Origin of the sequence: Pseudomonas sp. RIT-PI-AD (genome assembly GCF_025642785.1) — a bacterium.
Lineage (GTDB): Bacteria > Pseudomonadota > Gammaproteobacteria > Pseudomonadales > Pseudomonadaceae > Pseudomonas_T.
The window spans coordinates 52,808-76,831 of the sequence record NZ_JANZKU010000010.1 but is presented as its reverse complement, the minus strand read 5'-3'; the positions used below and the strand labels follow the sequence as shown (position 1 = coordinate 76,831).

Below are 24,024 nucleotides of genomic sequence, written 5' to 3'. Positions count from 1 at the left end.
CGTGGCTCGGGCCGGGCACCAGGCCCGGCGGGTGGCAAGCGGCGGCCGCTCAGAAGATATCCAGCGGGTAATCGATGATCAGGCGGACTTCGTCGATATCCGCGTAGCGGTAGCCGGTGCTGGCCCGGTGGGTGGCCTGGCGCACGCGGAAGGACAGGTTCTTGGCGCTGCCCGACTGCACGACGTAGCGCGCCTCGATGTCCCGCTCCCAATGGTGGGCGTCATTGCCTTCGTAGCGGTAGCGCGAGGTGTAGTAGGTGTTGTCGCTGTCCTCGTTGCCGATGTTGTCGCCGCGCAGGTAGCGGGTCATGAAGGTCAGCCCGGGCACCCCGTAGGCCGCCAGGTTGAGGTCGTAGCGCAGTTGCCAGGAGCGCTCGTTGGCCTCGGTGAAGGTGGCGTACTGCACCGCGTTGGCCAGTGCCACGCCGCCGCCCATGGTGCCGAAGCCGATCCAGTCCATCGGTTCGTCGCTGTCCACCTGCTGGTAGGCCGCGGTGAAGGTGTGCCCCTGCCACTGGTAGGCGGCGGACAGCGACCAGGTGGTGTTGTCGATGGTGCTGGCCAGCTTCTTCCCGGTGTCGAGGGTGCGATACAGGTTGGCGTCGAAGGTCAGCGCCTGGGTGTCGCTCAGCGGCTGCACGTAGTTGGCGTTGGCGTAGTACTGGTGCCAGACGTCCTCGAGCTCCGAGGCGTACAGGCCCAGCTTCAGGTTCTGCGCCGGCTTGTAGACGCCGCCCACGTAGCTAACCGAATCGATGGAGATCGGCAGGCCGTAGTCGAGGGCGAGGGGGTCGTCGTTGTTGCTCGAGTCGACGCTGCCCTTGGCGGTGAAATGCCCGGCGTCCAGGTGGAGCTTGGCGAACTCGTCCGAGGTCAGCATGAAGCCGGTCGCCGAGCTGGGGAACAGGCGCACCTGGTTGACCCAGAAGACCGGCACGGCCGGGAACAGGTTGCCGTAGCGCAGCTCGGTTTTCGACAGGCGCATCTTCACCGAGGCGCCCGCCTTGGAATAACTGTCCTCGGGATGGCCGTCGTCCTTGAGCGGCATCAGCCGCAGCCCGGCCCTGCCGCCGCCGCTGTCCAGGCGCAGGGCCTGGTAGAAGTAGGCATCGACCCCGAACCCCAGGGTGCCCTGGGTGAACCCGGAGGTGAAGTTGGCCATCAGGCCCTGCACCCATTCCTCGGAGTAATCGCTGCGCCGGTCCACCGGCTTGGTGCCGTTGCGCGCCAGCGACGTGGTGCCGTCGTGGGCGTAGTCGCGACGGAAATAGAAATTGCGGTTGAGCACCGTCAGGTGGCTGTCCTCGACGAAGCCGTGGCTACTCTCCTGTTCGGCGACGGCCAGATCGATACAGGCCAGGGGGGCCAGAAAAGCGAACGCGGTCCTGCTCAGTTTCATGATGGATCACTCTTTTATTGTTGTTGTGTGTCGGTACGGTGGAATGGCGGCTGGCCGAATCCCGCCAGGCCCGTATCGGCCCGGTTGGGGGGTGGAAGAACTTCGAATCGGTGGCGGCGGCAGGCGCGCGCGGCGGCGTCAGCTCATGTCGGCCATCGCTCGCGGCGGCTGGAGCATCGGTTCGGCGGCCCCGGCCATGTGGCGGGCGGCGAGGTAACCGAAGGTGAGGCCCGGGCCCAGGGTGATACCGGGACCGGGGTACTGGCCGCCCATGATGGAGTTCATGTCGTTGCCGGCGGCATACAGCCCCTCGATGGGCGCACCGCCGGCATCCAGGACCCGCGCATGGACATCCGTCAGCAAGCCGCAGGCGGTCCCGATGTCGCCCGGCACGACCTGCACGGCGTAGAAGGGGCCTTTTTCGATGGGCGCCAGGCAGGGGTTGCCCGGCGCCGAGGGATCGCCCAGGTAGCGGTTGTAGACGTTCTGTCCCTTGCCGAAATCGGGGTCCTGGCCCTGCCGGGCATGGCCGTTGTAGCGCTCGATGCTGGCTTCGAGCTTTGCCGGCTCGATGCCCAGCGCCCGTGCCAGGCCGGCCAGGCTGTCGCCCTTGAACAGGTAGCCCTTGTCGAGGAAGGCCCGCAGGGACGCGGCCTGGGGCCGGACCATGCCGAGGCCGTAGCGGTGCAGGAAACGCGCGTCGCAGACCAGCCAGGCCGGCACCGCGCCCGTCCGGTACTGCGCCTCGCCGCAGGCGTGGTAAGAATCCGCCTCGTTGACGAAGCGCTGGCCCTGGGCATCCACCATGATCACCCCGGGCTTGTAGCGATCCAGCATCAGGTGGGGAAAGCGCGCCATGCTGCCGTCGTCACGGCGCATCAACGATACCGGCGAATAGAAGGCGTTGTTGGCGTTGGTCGCATTCCCCAGGCGCGCGCCGAGGGTCATCGCCATGCGCAGGCCGTCGCCTTCGTTGGCCTCGTTGCCGGCGGACCACTGCCCGGTCGGGTGGGGCAGCAGTTCCTCGCGCATCTGCAGGTTGGCGGGAAAGCCGCCGGTGGCGAGCAGCACGCCGCGCCGCGCGCGAACCGTCCAGGCCTTGCCCGCGTGGGTCAGGCGCGCGCCGGCGACACGTCCGTTTTCCGTCAGCAGCGCGGTCACCGGCGCCGAACGCCAGATCTCCACGCGCAGGTCGAGCAGGCTTTTATACAGCCGCCCGGCCAGGGCATTGCCCAGCACCAGGCGCGTGCCCCGCGAATAGCCTCGCAGGCGATCGCCGAGGAAACGCGCGAGTAGCTTCAGCGCATGGCGGAAACCACGCCACGAGCGCTTGGCCTGCAACAGCAGGTCGATATCGGTCTTGTTGACCATCATGCCGCCGAAGGCGAGGAACTCCGGCCAGGGCTTGCGCAGGTACTCGAAGTGCTCGCCCAACTGGCGGCCATCGAACTCCAGGGGGTCCAGGGCACGCCCGCCCATGCCGGCGCCCGGCGCGTCCGGCCAGTAGTCCGGCGAATACTGGCGGCCCGAGAAGCGCACCTGGGTGTTGGCTTCCAGGTACTCGAGCATCGCCGGTCCCGCGTCGAGGAACGCCTGGCGCAGCGCGCGCGGGGCGAAGGCGCCGACCAGGTGATCCAGGTAGGTCTCCACCCGTTCGCGGCTGTCCTCCACGCCCAGGGCGCGTCCCTGGCGATTCAGCGGGATCCAGGTGCCGCCTCCGGACAGCGCGGTGGTGCCGCCGATCCACTCGGTCTTCTCCACCAGCAACACCTCGAGGCCCGCCAGCCGGGCCACCGCCGCCGCGCACATGCCGGCGGCGCCGCTGCCGACCACCAGCACGTCCACCTCACGCGTTTCCAACTGCTTCGTCATGATTCGCTCCTAGCGCCCATGCCCCAGGGTCGGATGGACCTCGGCATAGGGCACCGGCTGCAACAGGTAGGTGTCGGCGCGCCCCAGCAAGCTGCGCCCGAGGGTGTCGCGCTGGGCCTGGTGCGCGGCCTGGATGGCCGGGTCCTGCCAATAGGCTTCCCAGCCGGCCTGGCGGGCGGCGAAATCCTTCCAGGCGATCAGGCTGACCAGGCCGGGCATGTGCGAACCCGCCTGCGGGGTGAAGCTGCCGAGCAGGCTGCCGCCGTGGCGTCTCAACGCCGGCAGCGCGATGTCGCGCAGGTAGTCGTGGGCGGCCTTCGGCTGGCCGTTGGCGATGGGTTGCACGATCAATTCGTGGATCGCCCCCGGCGCGGCGGCCGGTCCCTTCTGCAGGGCATCGAGCCAGGACGGGCTGGGAACCATCAACTGGATGTCGTAGTGCTGGACCAGCTCGCTGCCGGCGTTGGTCTGCGCGCGCAGCGCCCACCAGTCCGGGTCGTTGTAGAAGCCGCCCCAGTGGGCTTCCCGCTCGCGGTCGTCCTTCCAGGCCATCAGGTAGATGAACAGCGGCGTGGCACGGCCGGCCAGCGCGTGCCAGCGGCCGACGACGTTGATCCCGTGCTTTTCCAGCAGGGGCGGCAGGCCATCGCGCATGCGCGCGTCGAGGTCGTGCATGCGGCCGGGCTCGACGTAGTAAAACCGTAGTTCGTATTGCATGTCGGGAATCTCCTGGGGGGCGCTCAGGCCGTGGGTACGTAGTTGCCCACGCTCCAGCCGCCATCCACCGTCAGGGTGTGGCCGCTGATGAAGCTCGCTTGGTCCGAGCAGAGGAAGTGGATGGCGTTGGCGACGTCTTCCGGACGGCCGATGCGGTGGAACGGCGTGGTGTCGATCATCAGCGCTTTGAATCGCGCGTCGGTCCTGATCCGTTCGGCGGTGAGCGGGGTCTCGATGATCCCCGGGGCGACCGCGTTGACGCGGATGCCCTGGGGACCGTAGTCCACCGCCATCTGCCGGGTCAGGCCGACCAGCGCGGCCTTGGTGGCGGCGTAGGGGGCGACGCCGGGATGGCCGAGCAGGCCGAAGATCGACGCCAGGTTGACGATGCAGCCACGGCCCGGCCTGAGGTGCGGCAGGGCCTCGCGGGAAAAGCGGAAAACACTGCGCAGGTTGATGTCGGCATAGCGATCCCACTCTTCGTCGCTGGTCTGCGCGACGCTCTTGGCCTTGCCGATGCCGGCGTTGTTGATCAACCAGTCCAGCCCGCCGAAGCGGTCGAGGGCGAAGGCCACGGCTTGCGCCGGCGCGTCCTGCGCGGTGACGTCCTGCACCAGGGCGGCGACGCGTTCGGGCGCGCCGCTCAGCTCACGGGTTTCTTCCAGGAGCCGGGCGTCGAGGTCGGTGATCACCACGTGGGCACCGGCTTCCAGCAAGCGCAGGGCGGTGGCGCGGCCCAGCCCCTGGCCGGCCCCGGTGATGAGCGCAACGGGAGTCGTGTTCATGGGAAGTCCTCAGGCGTAGCTGCCGCCCAGTGATTTGCCGCCATCGACGAACAGCACCTGGCCGGTGACGAAATCGGTGGCCGGGCTGCAGAAGAAGGCGACGGCGTTGGCCACGTCTTCGGGACGGCCGGCCCTGCCGGTGGGCTGCAGGGCCTCCTGGGCCTTGCGCCGCTCGGGCGTCAGGGATTGCAGCAGGGGCGTGTCGATCAGCCCGGGAGCGATGGCGTTCACGGAAATGTCGCGGGGCGCCAGTTCCATCGCCGTTGCCCGGGTATAACCCACCACCGCCGCCTTGGAGGTGACGTAATGCACGTGGTTGCGCGCGCCGAGGTAGGCGCGGGAGGCGACGATCACCACCTTGCCCTTGGCCGGCATGCGTTTCACCGCGGCGCGGGTCAGGGTATGCACGGCGACGGTGTTGATCTCGAACATCCGCCGGAAGTCCTCGGCGGTGGCGTCGTCGAAGGCACGTTCGTCGAAGATTCCGGCGTTGTTCACCAGGGCAGTGATCGGTGGCAATTCCTCGATCAAGCGCTCGACCGCCGCGACGTCGGTGATATCCAGGCCGTAGGCGGAAACCTCCAGGCCGGCCTCGCGCAAAGTGGCGGCCTCCGCCTCGGCGAGGGCGACGTTACGGTCGATCATCGCCACCGCGAAGCCGTCGCGGGCGAGCCGCTCCACCGTGCAGCGGCCCATGCCGCTCGCACCACCGGTAACCAAAGCAAATGGACGGGTCATAGCCTTTCCTCATTGTTCTTGTGGATGGTCGGGACAGCGTCACTGCATGCGGTAGCCGCCGTTGACGTCGGTCATGGTCCCGGTGATGTAGGACGCTTCGGGGGAAATCAGAAAGCCGATCGCCGCGGCGATGTCGTCGGGCTGGCCCAGGCGCCCCAGGGGGATATTCGCCGCGGCGGCCTGTTCCTGTCCCGCCTGCATCGACAGGCGCAGCATGGCGGTGTCGATCAGCCCCGGCGCGATGCCGTTGACGGTGATGCCCTGGGCGGCCGATTCGCGGGCCAGCGCCTTGGTGTAGCCGAGGATGGCGGCCTTGCTGGAGATATAGGCGGAACTCGAGCGATAGCCGCCCAGTTGCGCCGCGCAGGAAGAGAAGGTGACGATGCGGCCGTGTTCCACCGGACGCTCGCGACGGGCCCGGACGTAGGCGCGGGTGCAAAGGAAGGTGCCGCGGGTGTTCACCGCGTGGGTGAGCTCCCACTCGTCCAGGCTGGTGTCGGCGATCAGCCGGCGCTCGCCGTCGTGCAGGATCAGGATGCCGGCGGCGCAGACCAACGCATCGACCGGGCCCTGCTGCGCCTCGAGCGCGGCGAAGGTGTCGTCGACCTCGCGCTCGCTGGAAACGTCCATCCGCCAATGGCTGTGGCCGTCGCCAGGCAGGGCAGCGACCACATCCGCGCATTTGTCCGCATTCAGATCGGCGGCGGCGATCCGGTAGCCCTGCTTGGCCAGATGGGCGGCGACCCCGGCGCCGATCCCTTGACCGGCCCCGGTGACCAGCACTAAACGTCGAGAAGACATTAGAGAGTTCCTGTGTTGTTTTTTCTCATCATGTATACATGTAAGCGATGATGTCAAACTCGACAGGGGATTTTATGGCTGATTTACAGTCTCATGGATACAAAATTTCAAGGCCAGGCTTGACCTTGCATCCAGACTGAAATTACGCTTTGCGTAATTGAAATATAAAAATAAAAAGGCCTTCGATCATGTCCCCTCCGCGTGCCGTTTTTCCCGCTGTGCCCGACTGCCTCCACAGGCGTTCCACCCTCGACCCTTGCGCATCCACCGGGCGGCCCGCCTCCGCGTAGCCGTGCCCTGTCCATCACAAAAACAATTCAGGACTTTCCCATGGAATCCCAAATCGCCCATTTTCATGCAGCACTGGACGCCAGGCCGGTATCGCGCCCGCAATGGCTGATGCTGCTCATGCTGGTTTTCCTGCTGGTGACCGACGGCTATGACGCCCAGGTGATCAGCTACATCGTGCCGGTGCTGTCCCAGGAATGGGGCCTGCCGCCGGCCGCCTTCGGCCCGGTGTTCAGCGCCAACCTGCTCGGCCTCACCATCGGCGCGCTGCTGGTGACGCCGCTGGGAGATCGCTTCGGCATCCGCCGGGTTTTGCTGTTGTGCGTGTCGCTGTACGCCTGCCTGACGGTGATGATGGTGTTCGCCTGGAACATCCCTTCGCTGATGGCGATGCGCTTCATCTGCGGCCTCGGCATGGGCGCGGCGATGCCCAGCACCATGGCGCTGATGGCCGAGTACGCGCCCCCGCGCCTGCGCACCGTGATGGTGACCATGGCCGCGGCGGGCTATTCGATCGGCGGGATGCTGGGCGGCTTCGTCGCCGCGTTGGCGATGGATCGGTTCGGCTGGCAGTCGATCTTCCTGGCCGGCGGCGTCGTGCCCCTGGTGCTGCTGCCGTTCCTGGTGCGCTACCTGCCCGAGTCGCTGTCCCACCTGTTCTCGGACGCGCCGCCCTATGCGCGCTTGATGAAGATCACCCGGCGCTTCATGCCGGACTGGACCGTGCCGGCGGCCGCGCTCGACGCCAGCCGCGCCACGACCGGCCAGACCAGCAGCAAGATGCCGGTACTCAACCTGTTCCGGCATGGCTGGGCACGGCCGACCCTGCTGATCTGGGGCACCTTCTTCTCCAGCCTGATCCTGACCTACTTCTACCTGAGCTGGCTGCCGGTGCTGCTCAAGCAGAGCGGCATGACCCTCAACGCCGCCAACGCCAGCACCTCGTTGTTCCTGCTGTCCGGAGTGATCGGCGCGGTGATCATGTCCTACCTGGCGGACCGCCTGCAGAACAAGACCCGCATCCTCGGCCTGATGCTGTTCGGCGCGGCGCTGGCCACCGTGCTGATCGGGCTCAACCAGGGCCACATGGGTTGGCTGGTGTTTTTCGTGCTGACCGCGGGCTTCTGCATCATCGGCGGGCAGCTGATGCTCAACTCCTTCACCAGCAGCTTCTACCCGACCTACGCGCGGGCCACCGGCATCGGCTGGGCGATGGGCATCGGCCGCTTCGGCTCGATCCTCGCGCCGCTGGTCGGCAGCATGCTGCTGGCCACGGAAACGCCGGTGGACAAGATTTTCTTCGTCTTCGTGGTGCCGGCGGTGACCGCCATGCTGCTGATCGTCCAGGTGCGCAAACCCTCGGAACCGGGCGAGCCGCCGCGGGATCAGTCGGAATCGATCGGCGAGATGCGCTCGAAGTTGCGCTGCAAGAACAACCCCGCGTAATGGATGTGCTCGCGCATCAGGTTCTCGGCACGCCAGCCCTCGCGCCGCATCACCGCATCGACGATGCGGTGATGGTCGTCGTGGGAGCGCGCGATGGTGGCGTAGTCGTGCCATAGGATGATGCGCGAGGAGACGTAGGGAATCTCTTGGGAGCGCTGCACGAAATCTCGGATCCAGGGGTTGCCGCTGCCTTCGATCAGGATCTCGTGCAGCACCACGTTCATCCGCTGATAGGGCTCGAAGTCCTCGGCCATCAACTCGCCCTTGGCGAGAATCCTGTCCCCTTCGCCCAGCGCTTGTTGCAACCGGGCGAGCTTCTCCGCAGGCAGGCCGTTCTCGGCGGTCAGCCGGCACGCCAGGCCTTCCAGGCTGGCCCGTACCTCGTAGGCGGCGATGATGTCCTTAATGTCGAAGCGGCGGATCAGGTAGCCGCGCTTGGGCAGGTAGACCAGCAACCCCTGGCCGGCCAAGGCGTTCAAGGCGCCGCGCAAAGGCGTTCTGGACACCCCGAGGGCGGCCGCCAGCGGGATTTCCTCCAGGTGCTGGCCGGGCTTGCGCACGCCGCTGAGGATTTCTTCGCGAAGTTGTTCGGTGATCTTCTGGGACAGCGTCTGCATGGTTTATCCGCTTCGACCTGAGGGGGTCAGCCTAGCGGCGCCGGAAGACGCCTGGGCTTTGTACGAAAAGCGTTCGCGCTCGGGGGATGCGCGTTGAAACAGGCTGAGAACGCGCGTTAAGCGCAGGCCCGCTTTTTCGCTTGTTTGGCCTGACCTTCGCTCGCCGACTCTTCGTGCGGGCCCTAGTCTACCGGCAAGACGGCGCGGGCGCAGGTGCGCCGGCAGGTACGCCGGAAACGAGAAGGCCCGACCGCCATCGGCGACCGGGCCTTCCTTCGCTCGCAGGTGCTCAGCGTGGCGCGGGGAGCAGCCTGCCGCGGCACTCGCCGAAGCCGATCGAAGGGTAGCCTTCGCGGCGGCAACGGGCGCGCAGGATCACTTCGTCGCCATCCTGCAGGAAGGTGCGTTGCTCGCCGCCGGGCAGCGTGATCGGCTGCTTACCGCCGAAGGTAGTCTCCAGCAGGCTGCCGAACTGATCGGGCTCCGGTCCGGACAGGGTCCCGGTGCCGAGCAGGTCGCCCGCTTGCAGCATGCAGCCGCCGACGGTGTGGTGCGTCACCATCTGGGCGACCGTCCAGTACATGTGTCGGGCATTGCTCAGCGCCAGCCGGTGGGGCGGCAGGCCCTGCTCGCGCATGGCGTCGGTGAGGATCAATACCTCCAGCTCGATATCGAAGGCGCCGGCCGCCTGGTCATGTTCACCCAGCAGGTAATCCAGCGGCTGCGGATCGCCCGCGGGGCGCGGAGCCTGGGCCTGGCGGAACGGCTCCAGCGCCTCGGCGGTGACCACCCAGGGCGAAACCGTGCTGGCGAAGTTCTTCGCCAGGAACGGCCCCAGGGGCTGGTATTCCCAGGCCTGCACGTCGCGGGCGGACCAGTCATTGAGCAGGCAATAGCCGGCCACGTGGTCTTCCGCGTGGTCGATGGCGATGGGCTCGCCCAGGGCGTTGCCCTGGCCGATCCACACGCCGAGTTCCAGTTCGTAATCCAGGCGCTTGCTCGGCCCGAAGCTGGGGACCTCCTGGCCGGGCGGCAACGTCTGCCCATTGGGGCGGCGCACCGGGGTGCCGGAGACACAGATCGTCGAGGCACGGCCGTGATAACCGATCGGCACGTACTTGTAGTTGGGCAGCAGCGGGTTGTCCGGGCGGAACAGCTTGCCGACGTTGTTGGCGTGGTGGATGCCGACGTAGAAATCGGTGTAGTCGCCGATCCGCGCGGGCAGATGTAGCTCGCAGGACGCCATGGGCACCAGCAGCCGCTCGCCGAGGGCCTGCGCCTCGTTCTGCCGGGCGCTGCCTTCCGCCAGCAGCTCGAGCAGCGCCGCCCGCAGCGCGCGGCGCGGCGCGGCGCCCAGAGAGAAGAACGGGTTGAGGTCGGTGCCGCTGGCGGCCTCGGCCGCGTGCGCGGCATCGCCTTGCAGCAGGCCGGCTTCGCGGGCCTCGCGCAGGTCGAGGATGGCATCGCCGATCGCGACGCCGCCGCGAGGCGTGTCGCCTGCGCGGCTGAACACGCCCAGCGGCAGGTTCTGCAGCGGGAAGTCGGCGTGCCCATTGGCAGACGCTATCCAGCTACGTAGGGAAGGGGAGGCGGTCATATCAAGGTTTCTCCGAATGGAACGACTTGCGCATGCCGGACCAGCAGGCATCGTAATCCCGTTGCAGGTGCTCGCATTCGAGCGCGAACTGGGTGGCGCGCAGGACGGCGCCGGTCTCGAACATGAAGGCCATGGTCTGGTCGATCTTGTGCGGCGCCAAGTCCGCTTCGATGGCCTTCACCGTCGTCGCATTATCGGGGCCGTGTGCGCTCATGCAATTGTGCAGCGAGGCGCCGCCGGGGCTGAAGCCATCGGCCTTGGCATCGTAGGCGCCGCTGATGAGCCCCATGAACTCGTTCATCAGGTTGCGGTGGAACCACGGCGGGCGGAAGGTGTTCTCCGCCACCATCCAGCGCGGCGGGAAGATCACGAAGTCGACGTTGGCCTGCCCGTGCACCGCGCCGGGGGCGGTCAGCACGGTGAAGATGGACGGGTCCGGATGGTCGTAGCTGACGGTGCCGATGGTGTTGAATCGGCGCAGGTCGTACTTGTAGGGCACGTTGTTGCCGTGCCAGGCCACCACGTCGAAAGGCGAGTGGTCCAGTTCGGTGGACCACAGCTCGCCGAGGAATTTCTGCACCAGTTGGGTCGGCCGGTCGGCCTCCTCGTAGCGGGCGACGGGCGCCAGGAAGTCACGCGGATTGGCCAGGCCATTGCTGCCGATCGGCCCCAGGTCCGGCAGGCGCAGCGCGCAGCCGTGGTTCTCGCAGATATAGCCGCGGGCGCTGGCATCCAACAGTTCGACGCGGAATTTGAGGCCGCGGGGCAATACCAGGATTTCCTCGGGGGCCACTTCGAGCGGGCCCAGTTCGGTCACCACCCGCAAACGTCCCTGCTGGGGCACCAGCAGCCACTCCCCGTCGGCATTGAAGAAGGCCCGCTCCATGGAGCGGTTGGCCCGGTATACATGGACGCTGACGCCACTGACCTGGTCGGGGCTGGCGGTCGCGGTAATGGTCAGCAGCCCCTCGAGCAGGTCGGTGGGTTCGCTGGGCAGGGCGAAGGCGTCCCAGCGCAGCCGGTTGGGGTTGATCGGCCCCAAGGCCTGGCCCGGTATCTGCCGCGCCAGACGCTGGTAAGAAGGGTGTTCCGCCGAGGGCTTGATGCGATACAGCCAGGTGCGCCGGGCTTCGCTGCGCGGCACGGTGAAGGCGGTGCCGGAAAACAACTCGGCATACAGCCCATAGGGCGCCTTCTGCGGCGAGTTCTGGCCAACCGGCAAGGCACCTGGCAAGGCTTCGCTGCTGAACTCGTTACCGAAACCGGACAGGTAACGTAGCTCGTCGACAGGAGGGGTTGGATTCATTGTTATCTCCCTTTTTAATCGTAAATCGATTACGCATAACGTAATTTGAGTAAAGAGAAGCGTCAAGCTATAAAGCAGCCTTCCCGCACCCGCAGCAGAGCCCCGCATGGCGAACGAACGCGACAAAGACAGCAGCAGCCGGCGCCAGACGGTACAGGCCGCGGAGGTCGGTACCGATATTCTCAAGGGGCTGGCCGAACGGGTCCCGGCCACCACTCTCAGCGGCCTCGCCGAACACGTGGGCATGCCGGCGAGCAAGGTGCATCGCTACCTGCAGGCGCTGATCGCCAGCGGATTCGCCGAGCAGGACCCGGCAACCAACCACTACACCCTGGGACGCGAGGCGCTGATGGTCGGCCTGGCGGCCCTGGGCCGGCTGGACGTGGTCAAGCTGGTGGCGCCGCGGCTCTGCGAATTGCGCGACCGTCTCAACGAAACCTGCTTCCTGGCCGTATGGGGCAACAAGGGGCCGGCCGTAGTGCTCGTCGAGCAGGCCATTCGCGCCGTCACCCTGGTGACCCAGGTCGGCTCGGTCCTGCCCCTGTTGAATTCCTCGACCGGCCTGGTGTTCAACGCCTTCCTGCCCGACAGCGAGACCGAAGCCTTGCGCCGGGAAGAGGCCGGCGCATCCGATAAGCAAGCGCTCCTCGACCTGGAGCGGATCAGCGACCGGATCCGCCGCAGCGGTCTGCAACAGGCCCGGGGCATGCTGATGCCGGGCGTGAACGCCCTGTCGGCGCCGGTGCTCACCACGGGCGATCGCCTGGCGGGCGTCATCACCGTGGTTGGAGGGGCGTCCGGCTTCGAGGCCGATCCCGATGGGGAAGCCGCCCAGGTGCTGCTCACCACCGCCCGCGAGATGAGCGAGCGCATGGGCGGGCGTTTCCCGGCGAATCGCTAGATCGTCGAAAACCGTCGCCGAGTGGCAATCCCGGCAATCAGGCGGGCGTATCCGGCTGCGCATCTGGATGGGCAGCGAGGAACGCCGGATGTTCCAGGGCCAGGCGTTCCACGCGGAGGATGTTCGGGAAGCCCGCCAGGTCCACCGAGAAACGCCGGGCCGCATAGAGTTGCGGCAGCAGGTAGACATCCGCCAGGCCGACGGTGCCGAAGCAATATCCCTCGTCGCCGATCAAGGCTTCCACGGCGCTGAAGCCCTCGCTCACCCAGTGGGCGATCCAGGCGGACACCTCTTCTTCGGCGACCTTCAAGTGGCGCAACCGATTCAGCACGGACACGTTGTGCAGGGGATGGATGTCGCACCCGATCAGGGCGGCCACCTGCCGGTGGCGGGCGCGGGCGACGAGATCGCCGGGAAGCAGGGAAGGGTTGGGGAAAGCCTCTTCCAAGTATTCGATGATCGCCGGGGACTGGATCAGCAGTTCGCCACCGTCGGTGCGCAGCGCCGGCACGCGTCCCTGGGGATTGAGGGCGCGATACGCCGCCTGGCGGTGTTCACCGCCATTGGCGATCAGGTTCACCGGCAGGGCTTGGTAGTCCAAGCCTTTCAAGCCGAGTGCGATGCGCACCCGGTAGGAAGAGGTCGAGCGGTAATAGGTATAGAGATCCACGGTCCATCCCTCGTAAGAATATTACGCTATACGTAATTCTCCTGGCTGAAGGGGCTGTGTCAAGGCGAACGGGCGACTCTGTCGAGCCCAAGGGCAGCGCGCTGCATGGGATAGCGCTTGAAAGCCCACAAAAAACCCCGGCACCAGGCCGGGGTTCGAACTCATCAAATGGGCATCAATTCGCTCGCTTTGGACCGAGGGTGCCCGTCGACGAGGCCCTAGACATCCAGGTTGGACACCGCCAAGGCGTTGCTTTCGATGAAGTCGCGACGCGGTTCGACGTGATCGCCCATCAGGGTGTTGAAGATCTGGTCGGCGCCGATGGCGTCTTCGATGGTCACCTTAAGCATGCGCCGGGCGTTCGGGTCCATGGTGGTTTCCCACAGCTGATCCGGGTTCATTTCCCCGAGACCCTTGTAGCGCTGGATCGTGTGGCGGCGCGTGGTTTCGGTCATCAGCCAGGCGAGAGCTTCCTTGAAGGTGGACACCGGCTTCTTGCGCTCGCCGCGCTGGACGTAGGCGCCTTCTTCCAGCAGGTTGTTCAACTGGTCACCCAATGCAGTGACGGTGCGATAGTCGTTGCTGGCGAAGAAGTCGCGGTTGAAGGTCACATAGTTGGAGAGGCCGTGGGCGACCAGTTCCACTTCCGGCAGCCACAGGTGCCGTTCGCGATCTTCGCGCAGGCTGGCCTTGTAGGTCAGGCCGGACTTCTCGGCGCCCTTCAAGCGTTCCTGGAAACCGCCCAGCCAGGCCTGCATGGCGGTCTCGTCACCCAGTTGTTCGACGCTGACCCGCGGCAGGTAGACCATGTGCTCGGTCAGATCCAGCGGATACAGGCGCGACAGGCGCTTGAGGGTCCGCATCACGCCACGGAAGTCGTTGACCAGCTTCTCCAAGGCTTCGCCGGAGACGCCGGGCGCGTTCTCGTTGACGTGCAGGCTGGCATCCTCGAGGGCCGACTGGGTCATGTATTCGTCCATGGCCTCGTCGTCCTTGATGTACTGCTCCTGCTTGCCTCTCTTGACCTTGTACAGCGGCGGCTGCGCGATATAGATGTAGCCGCGCTCGATCAACTCGGGCAGCTGACGGAAGAAGAAGGTCAGCAACAGGGTGCGGATGTGCGAGCCGTCGACGTCGGCGTCGGTCATGATGATGATGTTGTGGTAGCGCAGTTTCTCGATGTTGTACTCGTCCCGGCCGATCCCGCAGCCGAGCGCGGTGATCAGGGTGCCGACCTCCTGGGAGGAAATCATCTTGTCGAAACGGGCTTTTTCCACGTTGAGGATCTTGCCCTTGAGCGGCAGGATCGCCTGGGTCTTGCGGTTACGGCCCTGCTTGGCCGAACCACCGGCGGAATCACCCTCCACCAAGTAGAGTTCCGACAGCGCCGGGTCCTTCTCCTGGCAGTCCGCCAGCTTCCCCGGGAGTCCGGCGATGTCCAGCGCGCCTTTGCGGCGGGTCATTTCCCGGGCCTTGCGCGCCGCTTCCCGGGCGCGGGCGGCGTCGATCATCTTACCGACCACCGCACGCGCCTCGCTGGGATTCTCCAGCAGGAAGTCGGCGAAGTGCTTGCCCATTTCCTGTTCGACCGCGGTCTTGACCTCGGAGGAGACCAGCTTGTCCTTGGTCTGGGAGCTGAATTTCGGATCCGGCACCTTCACCGAAATGATCGCGGTCAGGCCTTCGCGGGCATCATCGCCGGTGGTGGCGATCTTGAATTTCTTCGCCAGCCCTTCCTGCTCGATGTAGGTGTTCAGGTTGCGGGTCAGCGCCGAACGGAAGCCCGCCAGATGGGTGCCGCCGTCGCGCTGGGGAATGTTGTTGGTGAAGCACAGCAGGTTCTCGTTGAAGCTGTCGTTCCACTGCAACGCCACTTCCACGCCCACGCCATCGTCGCGCTGGACGTTGAAGTGGAAGATCTCGTTGACCGCCACCTTGTTGGTGTTCAGGTACTCGACGAACGCCCGGAGGCCACCTTCGTACTTGAACAGCTCTTCCTTGCCGGAGCGCTCGTCCTTCAGCAGGATGCCGACCCCGGAATTGAGGAAGGACAGTTCCCGCAGCCGCTTGGCCAGGATGTCCCAACTGAAATGGATGTTCTGGAAGGTCTCGGCGGAAGGCTTGAAGTGGATTTCGGTACCAGAACCCTCGGTTTCGCCGACCGGGCGCAGCGGGAACTGCGGTACGCCATGGTGGTAGGTCTGTTCCCAGACCTTGCCTTCGCGGCGGACGGTGAGCAGCAGTTCCGCGGAAAGGGCGTTCACCACCGACACGCCGACGCCGTGGAGACCGCCGGAAACCTTGTAAGAGTTGTCGTCGAACTTGCCGCCAGCGTGCAGCACGGTGAGGATCACCTCGGCGGCGGAAACGCCTTCTTCCTTGTGGATGTCCACTGGAATGCCACGACCGTTATCGCGGACGGTAATGGATTCATCGACATGGATGGTGATGCAGATGTCGTCACAATGGCCGGCCAGTGCCTCATCGATGGAGTTATCCACCACCTCGAACACCATATGGTGCAGACCCGTCCCATCGTCGGTGTCCCCGATATACATGCCGGGGCGCTTGCGTACGGCATCCAGGCCCTTGAGGACTTTGATGCTGGATGAATCGTACGTGTGGTTTTCGCTCATGTTTCACTCCCGATGGTCGTGGTCTGGGTGATACGGCCGTGTTCCACGTGGAACACGGCTACCGGCGTATCCGTGCGCCAGCCATCCTTCAACAATTCGTGGTCCACGCAGGTGATGAACACCTGGCAGTTCAAATCTTCCAACAAACGGCATAACGCCCTTCGGTGTTGTTCATCCAGCTCCGAAGGCAAGTCGTCGACCAGATAGATGCATTGTCCGCGTTTCGCCAGATTGACCAGATGGCCCTGGGCGATCCGTAATGCACAAACGACCAACTTCTGTTGGCCCCGGGAAAGAATTTCCGCGGCGTTATGGCCTTCCAATCTCAGTCGCAGATCCGCACGCTGGGGACCGGCCTGGGTATGACCTATCTGCTGGTCCCGCTGCCAGGTACTGGCCAGCACTTCGCTCAGCGGCCGCTCCTTGTCCCATCCCCGGTAATAACTAAGGGTGAGCCCATCGAGCTCCAACAATTCGCTCAGGATACGTTCGAAGACGGGCTTCAATGCCTGGATGTAATCGCGCCGATAGGCGTCGATTTCGTCGCCTGCGTGGCACAATTCGCGGTCCCAGGCAGCATGCGAAGCCTTATCGAGTGTACCATGCCGCAGCCACGAGTTCCGTTGCCGCAGCGCCTTCTGCAAGCGCTGCCAGGCTGACAGGAAGCGTGGTTCCACGTGGAACACACCCCAATCCAGAAACTGACGCCGAACCTTCGGCGCCCCTTCCAGCAAACGGAAACTATCGGGGTTGATCAGTTGCAGCGGCAGGCTTTCGGCCAACTCGGCGGCGCTGCGCACGTTCTGCCCATCGATGCGGATTTGGAATTCGCCTTGCCGATCCCGGAACACACCCAGGTTGCTATGCCCGCCTGCCGCCAATTCGACCTGGCCGAACACCGTGCAGGAAGGCTGTTCGTGGGCGATCACCGGTTGCAGGCGAACGCTGCGAAAGGAGCGGGCGAGCCCGAGCAGGTGGATGGCTTCCAGCACGCTGGTCTTGCCGCTGCCGTTATCGCCATAGAGGATGTTGATGCGGGGGGAAGGGGAAAGGGTCACCGCGTGCAGATTGCGTACCGCGGTGACCGTGACACGGCTCAGTGACATTCAGCGATCACGTTACAGGCGCATCGGCATGACGACGTAAGCGGATTCGTCGTTATCCGATTCCTGCAACAGCGCGCTGCTGTTGGAATCGGATAGCAACAGGCGAACCTGCTCGGTACCCATGACGCCGAGCACATCCAGCAGATAGCTGACGTTGAAGCCGATCTCTAGGTTGCCGCCGGTGTAATCCACCGCGACTTCCTCCTCGGCTTCTTCCTGCTCCGGGTTGTTCGCCTGGATCTTCAGCAGACCCGAGGTCAACAACAAGCGGATGCCGCGGTACTTCTCGTTGGACAGGATCGCCGTGCGGCTGAAGGCTTCGCGGAGCATCTGCCGATCACCGAGAATGAGCTTGTCGCCGCCTTTGGGCAGCACGCGCTCGTAGTCGGGAAACTTGCCGTCCACCAGTTTGGAGGTGAAGGTGAATTCACCGGTGGTGGCGCGAATGTGGTGCTGGCCGAGAACGATGCTGACCTCGCCGTCCTGTTCGGTGAGCAGGCGGGCCAGTTCGAGGATGCCCTTGCGCGGCACGATGACCTGATGCTTGTCGGCCTGCTCGATGCCGGCGGTCATGGAGCACATCGCCAGGCGATGCCCGTCGGTGGCCACCGCGCGCAGGACATTGGAGCTGACTTCCAGCAGCATGCCGTTCAGGTAATAACGGACGTCCTGTTGCGCCATGGCAAAGCTGGTTCGTTCGATGAGCCGGCGGACTTTGGCCTGGGGCAGGGTGAAGGTCAGCGAACCCGGGCCTTCCTCCACGGTGGGAAAATCGTTGGCGGGCAGGGTGGACAGGCTGAAGCGACTGCGCCCGGCCTTGATCAATAACTTCTGCTCGTCGAGGCGAATATCGATCAGGGTATCGCTGGGCAGGCTCTTGCAAATGTCCATCAGCTTGCGCGCCGGAACCGTGATCTCGCCCGGCTCCGCGGTTTCCTCCAGCGTCACGCGGCCTACCAGCTCCACTTCCAGATCGGTCCCGGTCAGGGAAAGCTGCTGGCCCTGGACCACCAGCAGCACGTTGGACAACACCGGCAAGGTCTGACGGCGTTCCACGACGCCCGCCACCAGTTGCAGGGGTTTCAACAAGGCTTCGCGTTGAATGGTGAAATGCATGGTCTAGTCCCTTGCCTCGTGAGGCTGCGCCGATTTCAGGTGGTCAGTGTACGCAGCAGATTCTTGTAGTCCTCGCGGATATCCGCGTCGGATTCCCTCAATTCCGCAATCTTACGACAGGCGTGCAAAACAGTCGTGTGATCTCGCCCACCGAACGCGTCGCCAATCTCCGGCAGGCTATGGTTGGTCAGCTCCTTCGACAGGGCCATGGCCACTTGGCGAGGGCGCGCCACCGAACGCGATCGACGTTTCGACAGCATGTCGGAAACCTTGATCTTGTAATACTCCACCACCGTGCGCTGGATGTTGTCGATGCTGACCAGCTTGTCCTGCAAGGCCAGCAGGTCCTTCAACGACTCGCGGATCAATTCGATGGTGATGTCCCGGCCCATGAAATGCGCGTGGGCGATCACTCGCTTGAGCGCACCTTCCAGCTCGCGCACGTTGGAACGGATGCGCTGGGCGATGAAGAAGGCGGCGTCGTGCTGCAGGTCGACCTTCGCCTGCTCGGCCTTCTTCATCAGGATGGCCACGCGGGTTTCCAGCTCGGGAGGTTCCACCGCGACGGTCAGCCCCCAGCCGAAGCGCGACTTCAGGCGTTCCTCCAGGCCTTCGATTTCCTTCGGGTAGCGGTCGCTGGTGAGGATCACCTGCTGGCCGCCTTCGAGAAGGGCGTTGAAGGTATGGAAGAATTCTTCCTGGGAGCGTTCCTTGCGCGCGAAGAATTGGATGTCGTCGATCAGCAGAGCGTCCACCGAGCGGTAGAACCGCTTGAACTCGTTGATCGCGTTCAACTGCAGCGCCTTGACCATGTCCGCGACGAAACGCTCCGAATGCAGGTAGACCACCTTGGCGTTCGGATTCTTCTTCAACAGATGATTACCCACCGCGTGCATCAGGTGGGTCTTGCCGAGACCGACCCCGCCATACAGGAAGAGCGGGTTGTAGCCGTGCTTCGGATTGTCGGCCACTTGCCAGGCGGCGGCGCGGGCGAGCTGGTTCGATTTGCCCTCGACGAAATTGTCGAAGGTAAAGGTACGGTTCAGGTAACTGGTGTGCTTCAACGCACCTTCGACCTGCACCGAGCGTTCGGTGCGCGCCGGTGTGGCGCTGGAGGCGGGCGAGACGAAATGCCCGTTGACCTCGGTCGCCAGGGTGCGCGCCGGCTCGTTGTGGAAGGCGCTGGGCTCGACGGGCTGCGGCGCCGGTTGTGGAGTCGCCACCGCCTGGACCCGCGCCGGCGAGGTGGAGCGCCGGCTGCCTATGAGGAGCGACAGCGCTGGCGCGGAGCCTTCGCCGCGCTCGGCGAACAGCTCCATGAGGCGGCCCATGTATTTTTCGTTGACCCAGTCCAACACGAACCGATTGGGCGCGTAGACACGCAGTTCTTCGCCATTGGCCTCGACCTGCAGGGGGCGGATCCAGGTGTTGAATTGCTGGGCGGGCAGTTCGTCGCGGAGAAGCTCGACGCACTGCTGCCAAAGGGCCACGGACACGGATTTCCCTCGTATAGGTGTTCAGCGAAAGCAAGGTGGCCATTGTAGCCGCGCCAGCCCGAGTTATCCACACGCATGATGCGCAATTCGCTGCTAAATCAATATCTTAATAAAAATGCCGATGATCGGAATCTCGCACACCGGAAAGCTGTGGATAAACCCGTTCCAGCCTGCTGGATAACCCCGGGGATAATCGCCGGGATAACCTGCCTGTGCATAAGCCCACGGTTTATACCCAGCTTATGAGCGGCTGTCGCACACGCTTCCAACCGCCTATCGACAGGGTTTCGAGCGCACGGAGAGTACATACTCAGTGGGCCAAACGAGGTTATCCACAGAAGCAGCCCTGCCTAAGCATTACAACAGCATTCAAGATCTTTTAACTTCTTCTTCATTTATTTCTTAATACCTGGCGTGATCGGTTGGCTGGAAATTGACCTGACCCTTCCATTTCTCTAGAATCGCCGGTCTCTTTAAACGGGGACCACTTCGGGCCCCTCTCTTGCCTCACGTGATCACCAGGTAACGCATCATGAAACGCACTTTCCAACCGAGCACCCTCAAGCGCGCCCGCACCCACGGTTTCCGTGCCCGCATGGCTACCAAGAACGGCCGTCAAGTCCTGTCGCGTCGCCGCGCCAAGGGCCGCAAGCGCCTGACCGTCTGATTGACCCGGGACAGGTGGTGAATCGAGGCTTCGGCCGGGAGAAGCGACTGCTGATTCCCCGGCAATTCAAGGCGGTCTTCGATTCACCCACCGGCAAGGTTCCCGGTAAGCACGTCCTGCTCCTCGCGCGCGACAATGGCCTCGATCATCCCCGACTGGGTCTGGTGATCGGCAAGAAGAGCGTCAAGCTCTCCGTCGAGCGCAATCGCTTGAAACGCCTGATCCGCGATTCCTTCCGCTGCAACCAGGACAACCTGGTCGGCTGGGACATCGTCGTGGTCGCGCGCAAAGGACTCGGCGAACTGGAGAACCCCGAACTGGCCCATCAGTTCGGCAAGTTGTGGAAACGCTTGGCGCGCAATCGACCCGGCCCCGAAGCGCAACCCGACCCAGGGGTGACCGACAAGCCTCATGCGTAAACTGGCCCTCATTCCGATCCAGTTCTACCGCTATGCCATCAGTCCGCTGATGGGCAACCACTGTCGTTTCCATCCCAGTTGTTCCTGCTATGCGCAAGAAGCCATTGAACGCCATGGCTTGCTGCGCGGCGGCTGGCTCGGCTTGCGCCGGCTCGGTCGCTGTCATCCGTGGAATCCGGGCGGTTATGATCCGGTTCCACCCGCTTCCTCCTCACATTCCTCATCGATGGCCGAGTAATCATGGATATCCAACGCTCGATCCTGATCGTCGCTCTGGCAGTCGTGTCCTATTTGATGGTTCTCCAATGGAACCAGGACTACGGCCAAGCCACCCTGCCGAGCGCCGCCGCTACCACCCCGGCCTCCGGCGCCGCGCCTTCGCTACCGGATGCACCGGCACGCACGGCGAGTGGCGATGACGTACCCTCGGCCAGCGCCGATCGCAGCGAGCCGGCGACCGCCGCCGCGACCGCCGCGGTCAGCCAGGACCTGATCCGCGTCGAGACCGACGTGCTCAACCTAGCCATCGATCCGCAGGGCGGCGACATCGTCCAACTGAGCCTGCCGCAATACCCGCGTCGCCAGGACCGCCCGGACGTGCCGTTCCAGCTGTTCGACAACGGCGGCGAACGCACCTACCTGGCACAAAGCGGCCTGACCGGCGCCAACGGCCCGGACGCGCGCGCCAACGGCCGCCCGCTGTACGCCAGCGCCCAGCGCCTGTACAAGCTGGCCGACGGCCAGGACAGCCTGGTGGTGGACCTGACCTTCAGCGAAGCCGGGGTCAATTACATCAAGCGTTTCAGCTTCAAGCGCGGCCTCAACGCGCAGTGCTCGGCCAAGGAGCAGGAGCAGAAGAAGCCCGGTTGCGTGGACCCGTCCGCCTACCAGATCGAGATGCGCTACCTGATCGACAACCAGAGCGGCCAGGCCTGGAGCGGCAACCTGTTCGCCCAGCTCAAGCGCGATGCCAGCGCCGATCCGTCCTCCAGCACCGCCACCGGTACCGCCACCTACTTGGGCGCGGCCGTCTGGACCGCCGGCGAGCCCTACAAGAAAGTGTCGATGAAAGACATCGACAAGCAGCCGTTCAAGGAAAGCGTGCAGGGCGGCTGGGTCGCCTGGCTGCAGCACTACTTCGTCACCGCCTGGATCCCGTCCAAGGACGACACCAACGCGATTCAGACGCGCAAAGATAGCCAGGGCAACTACATCGTCGGCCTCACCGGCCCGGCCCTCAACGTCTCCGCCGGCGGCAAGGCGGAAACCGCGGCGACCCTGTACGCCGGTCCGAAGATCCAGGCCCACCTGAAGCAGCTTTCCCCGGGCCTCGAACTGACCGTCGACTACGGCATCCTCTGGTTCATCGCCCAACCGATCTTCTGGCTGCTGGAACATATCCACAGCCTGCTCGGCAACTGGGGCTGGTCGATCATCGCGCTCACCGTGCTGATCAAACTGGCGTTCTTCCCGTTGTCCGCCGCCAGCTACAAGTCCATGGCGCGCATGCGTGCGGTATCGCCCAAGCTGCAAGCACTGAAGGAACAGCATGGCGACGACCGCCAGAAGATGTCCCAGGCGATGATGGAGCTGTACAAGAAGGAGCGCATCAACCCGCTGGGCGGCTGCCTGCCGATCGTGGTGCAGATGCCGGTGTTCCTGTCGCTCTACTGGGTGTTGCTGGAAAGCGTGGAAATGCGCCAGGCACCCTGGATGTTCTGGATCACCGACCTGTCGATCAAGGATCCGTTCTTCATCCTGCCGATCATCATGGGCGCCACCATGTTCTTCCAGCAGCGCCTCAACCCGACGCCGCCGGACCCGATGCAGGCCAAGGTGCTCAAGCTGATGCCGATCATCTTCACCTTCTTCTTCCTCTGGTTCCCCGCCGGCCTGGTGCTCTACTGGGTGGTCAACAACTGCTTGTCCATCGCCCAGCAGTGGTACATTACCCGCAAGATCGAGGCGTCCACCCAGAAGGCCACGGCCTGACAGGCAGATAGCCCCACCCGTTGAACCAAGGCGCCCCCTCGTGGGGCGTCTTGCTGTCTGGAGCCACCCCATGAGCCAATCCCGCGACACCATCGCCGCGGTCGCCACCGCCCAGGGCCGCGGCGGCGTCGGCATCGTCCGGGTCTCGGGCCCGCTCGCGCGGCGCATGGCCGGCGAGATCGGCGGCCGCGAGCCGCGCCCGCGACATGCCCAGTACGGCCCGTTCCAGGGCACGCACGGCGAGGTCCTCGACGAGGGGTTGCTGCTGTTCTTCCCCGGCCCGCATTCCTTCACCGGCGAAGACGTCCTGGAATTGCAGGGCCACGGCGGCCCGGTGGTGCTCGACCTGTTGCTGCGCCGGTGCCTGGAACTGGGCGCGCGGCAGGCGCGTCCCGGCGAGTTCAGCGAGCGCGCCTTCCTCAACGACAAGCTCGACCTGGCCCAGGCCGAGGCCATCGCCGACCTCATCGAAGCCAGCTCGGCCCAGGCCGCGCGCAACGCCCTGCGTTCGTTGCAGGGAGAGTTCTCCCGGCGCGTGCACGCCCTGACCGAGCGGCTGATCGAACTGCGCATCTACGTGGAAGCCGCCATCGATTTCCCCGAAGAGGAAATCGACTTCCTCGCCGATGGCCACGTGCTCGGCCGCCTCGAGGCGATCCGCCAGCAACTGGCCGGCGTGCTCCGCGAAGCCGGACAGGGCGCGCTGTTGCGCGACGGCATGACGGTGGTCATCGCCGGACGGCCGAATGCGGGCAAGTCCAGCCTGCTCAACGCCCTGTCGGGGCGCGACACCGCCATCGTCACCGATGTCGCCGGCACCACCCGCGACGTGCTGCGCGAGCACATCCACCTGGATGGCATGCCCCTGCACGTGGTGGACACCGCCGGCCTGCGCCAGGCCGAGGATCAGGTGGAACGCATCGGCGTGGCCCGCGCGCTGGACGCCATCGCCACGGCGGATCGCATCCTGCTGGTGGTGGATGCGACGGCCGCGGAGGCCGGCGATCCTCTCGCGCTCTGGCCGGAATTCCTCGAGCAGCGTCCGGAACCGGCCAAGGTGACCCTGATCCGCAACAAGGCGGACCTTTCCGGCGAACCCATCGGCCTCGCCACCGATGCCGACGGCCAGGTGGTCATCAGCCTCTCGGCCAAGGCCGGTGACGGCCTCGAATTGCTACGCGAACACCTCAAGGCTTGCATGGGCTACGAGCAGACCGCCGAAAGCGGCTTCAGCGCCCGGCGCCGGCACCTGGAGGCCCTGCGCCAGGCCGCCGCCCACCTCGATCACGGCCATCGCCAACTGACCCAGGCCGGCGCCGGCGAATTGCTCGCCGACGACCTGCTCCAGGCACAGCGGGCCCTGGGGGAAATCACCGGCGCCTTCAGTTCCGATGATTTGCTGGGACGCATCTTCTCCAGCTTCTGCATCGGCAAGTGACGGCGCCGGGTTGCGCC

At 65.0% G+C, this 24,024-nt stretch carries 20 protein-coding genes and 1 pseudogene; 7 read left to right on the top strand and 14 right to left on the bottom strand.

Features of this window, described 5'->3' with window-relative positions:
• Positions 1–49: 49 nt before the first annotated feature.
• The 6 genes from OGL92_RS11050 to OGL92_RS11025 form a co-directional block, all read right to left on the bottom strand.
• Positions 50–1,399, bottom strand: coding sequence for an OprD family porin (locus tag OGL92_RS11050; RefSeq protein WP_263143653.1), 1,350 nt, complete (start codon positions 1,397–1,399; stop codon positions 50–52).
• Between the two features lie 138 nt (positions 1,400–1,537).
• Positions 1,538–3,271, bottom strand: coding sequence for an FAD-dependent oxidoreductase (locus OGL92_RS11045; RefSeq protein WP_263143652.1), 1,734 nt, complete (start codon positions 3,269–3,271; stop codon positions 1,538–1,540).
• Positions 3,272–3,280: 9 nt separating this feature from the next.
• Complete coding sequence (locus tag OGL92_RS11040) at positions 3,281–3,988, bottom strand: NIPSNAP family protein (RefSeq protein ID WP_263143651.1); 708 nt, start codon at positions 3,986–3,988, stop codon at positions 3,281–3,283.
• A gap of 23 nt (positions 3,989–4,011) precedes the next feature.
• Positions 4,012–4,773: an SDR family oxidoreductase gene (locus tag OGL92_RS11035; protein ID WP_263143650.1), complete on the bottom strand. Its 762-nt coding sequence runs from the start codon at positions 4,771–4,773 to the stop codon at positions 4,012–4,014.
• 9 nt (positions 4,774–4,782) lie between these two features.
• A complete protein-coding gene (locus tag OGL92_RS11030; protein ID WP_263143649.1) occupies positions 4,783–5,511 on the bottom strand; it encodes an SDR family NAD(P)-dependent oxidoreductase in 729 nt (242 codons plus the stop codon).
• Between the two features lie 39 nt (positions 5,512–5,550).
• A complete protein-coding gene (locus OGL92_RS11025) occupies positions 5,551–6,312 on the bottom strand; it encodes an SDR family oxidoreductase (protein WP_263143648.1) in 762 nt (253 codons plus the stop codon).
• A 330-nt stretch (positions 6,313–6,642) separates the two neighbouring features.
• Between OGL92_RS11025 and OGL92_RS11020 the strand changes: the two genes are divergently transcribed.
• Positions 6,643–8,046, top strand: coding sequence for an aromatic acid/H+ symport family MFS transporter (locus OGL92_RS11020; protein WP_263143647.1), 1,404 nt, complete (start codon positions 6,643–6,645; stop codon positions 8,044–8,046).
• On the opposite strand, the gene OGL92_RS11015 is transcribed toward OGL92_RS11020, so the two are convergent.
• The 3 genes from OGL92_RS11015 to hmgA all read right to left on the bottom strand — a co-directional run bounded on the left by OGL92_RS11015 (position 7,986) and on the right by hmgA (position 11,566).
• Positions 7,986–8,663, bottom strand: a complete 678-nt coding sequence (locus OGL92_RS11015; protein WP_263143646.1) for a GntR family transcriptional regulator — start codon at positions 8,661–8,663, stop codon at positions 7,986–7,988. The genes OGL92_RS11020 and OGL92_RS11015 overlap by 61 nt on opposite strands.
• 289 nt (positions 8,664–8,952) lie before the next feature.
• Positions 8,953–10,260, bottom strand: a complete 1,308-nt coding sequence (gene fahA, locus OGL92_RS11010) for a fumarylacetoacetase (protein WP_263143645.1) — start codon at positions 10,258–10,260, stop codon at positions 8,953–8,955.
• A gap of 1 nt (position 10,261) precedes the next feature.
• The gene (hmgA, locus tag OGL92_RS11005) at positions 10,262–11,566 is read right to left on the bottom strand and encodes a homogentisate 1,2-dioxygenase (protein ID WP_263143644.1); all 1,305 of its coding nucleotides are present in this window, start codon (positions 11,564–11,566) and stop codon (positions 10,262–10,264) included.
• Between the two features lie 106 nt (positions 11,567–11,672).
• Here hmgA and OGL92_RS11000 point away from each other — a divergent pair, with 106 nt between their 5' ends.
• A complete protein-coding gene (locus tag OGL92_RS11000; protein WP_263143643.1) occupies positions 11,673–12,467 on the top strand; it encodes an IclR family transcriptional regulator in 795 nt (264 codons plus the stop codon).
• Positions 12,468–12,504: 37 nt separating this feature from the next.
• Here the strand turns inward: OGL92_RS11000 and maiA are convergent, their stop codons facing one another.
• The 5 genes and pseudogenes from maiA to dnaA form a co-directional block, all read right to left on the bottom strand.
• Positions 12,505–13,137 carry a maleylacetoacetate isomerase gene (gene maiA / locus OGL92_RS10995; protein WP_263143642.1) on the bottom strand — a complete coding sequence of 211 codons (633 nt, stop codon included), beginning with the start codon at positions 13,135–13,137 and terminating at the stop codon, positions 12,505–12,507.
• Between the two features lie 218 nt (positions 13,138–13,355).
• Entirely contained in the window at positions 13,356–15,773 is a 2,418-nt protein-coding gene (gyrB, locus tag OGL92_RS10990) for a DNA topoisomerase (ATP-hydrolyzing) subunit B (protein ID WP_263143641.1), read from the bottom strand.
• A gap of 3 nt (positions 15,774–15,776) precedes the next feature.
• A pseudogene (recF, locus tag OGL92_RS10985) lies at positions 15,777–16,879 on the bottom strand (DNA replication/repair protein RecF).
• Positions 16,880–16,891: 12 nt separating this feature from the next.
• On the bottom strand, positions 16,892–17,995 hold the full coding sequence (gene dnaN / locus OGL92_RS10980) for a DNA polymerase III subunit beta (RefSeq protein ID WP_263143640.1): 1,104 nt from the start codon (positions 17,993–17,995) through the stop codon (positions 16,892–16,894).
• Positions 17,996–18,030: 35 nt separating this feature from the next.
• Positions 18,031–19,491, bottom strand: coding sequence for a chromosomal replication initiator protein DnaA (dnaA, locus tag OGL92_RS10975; protein WP_263143639.1), 1,461 nt, complete (start codon positions 19,489–19,491; stop codon positions 18,031–18,033).
• Between the two features lie 532 nt (positions 19,492–20,023).
• Here dnaA and rpmH point away from each other — a divergent pair.
• The 5 genes from rpmH to mnmE all read left to right on the top strand — a co-directional run bounded on the left by rpmH (position 20,024) and on the right by mnmE (position 24,007).
• Entirely contained in the window at positions 20,024–20,158 is a 135-nt protein-coding gene (gene rpmH, locus OGL92_RS10970) for a 50S ribosomal protein L34 (protein ID WP_003458028.1), read from the top strand.
• Between the two features lie 14 nt (positions 20,159–20,172).
• Positions 20,173–20,577, top strand: coding sequence for a ribonuclease P protein component (rnpA, locus tag OGL92_RS10965; protein WP_263143638.1), 405 nt, complete (start codon positions 20,173–20,175; stop codon positions 20,575–20,577).
• Positions 20,570–20,815, top strand: a complete 246-nt coding sequence (yidD, locus tag OGL92_RS10960; protein WP_263143637.1) for a membrane protein insertion efficiency factor YidD — start codon at positions 20,570–20,572, stop codon at positions 20,813–20,815. Before rnpA ends, yidD begins: the two co-directional genes overlap by 8 nt.
• 2 nt (positions 20,816–20,817) lie before the next feature.
• Positions 20,818–22,569: a membrane protein insertase YidC gene (gene yidC / locus OGL92_RS10955; RefSeq protein ID WP_263143636.1), complete on the top strand. Its 1,752-nt coding sequence runs from the start codon at positions 20,818–20,820 to the stop codon at positions 22,567–22,569.
• Between the two features lie 70 nt (positions 22,570–22,639).
• On the top strand, positions 22,640–24,007 hold the full coding sequence (mnmE, locus tag OGL92_RS10950; RefSeq protein ID WP_263143635.1) for a tRNA uridine-5-carboxymethylaminomethyl(34) synthesis GTPase MnmE: 1,368 nt from the start codon (positions 22,640–22,642) through the stop codon (positions 24,005–24,007).
• Positions 24,008–24,024: the final 17 nt, after the last annotated feature.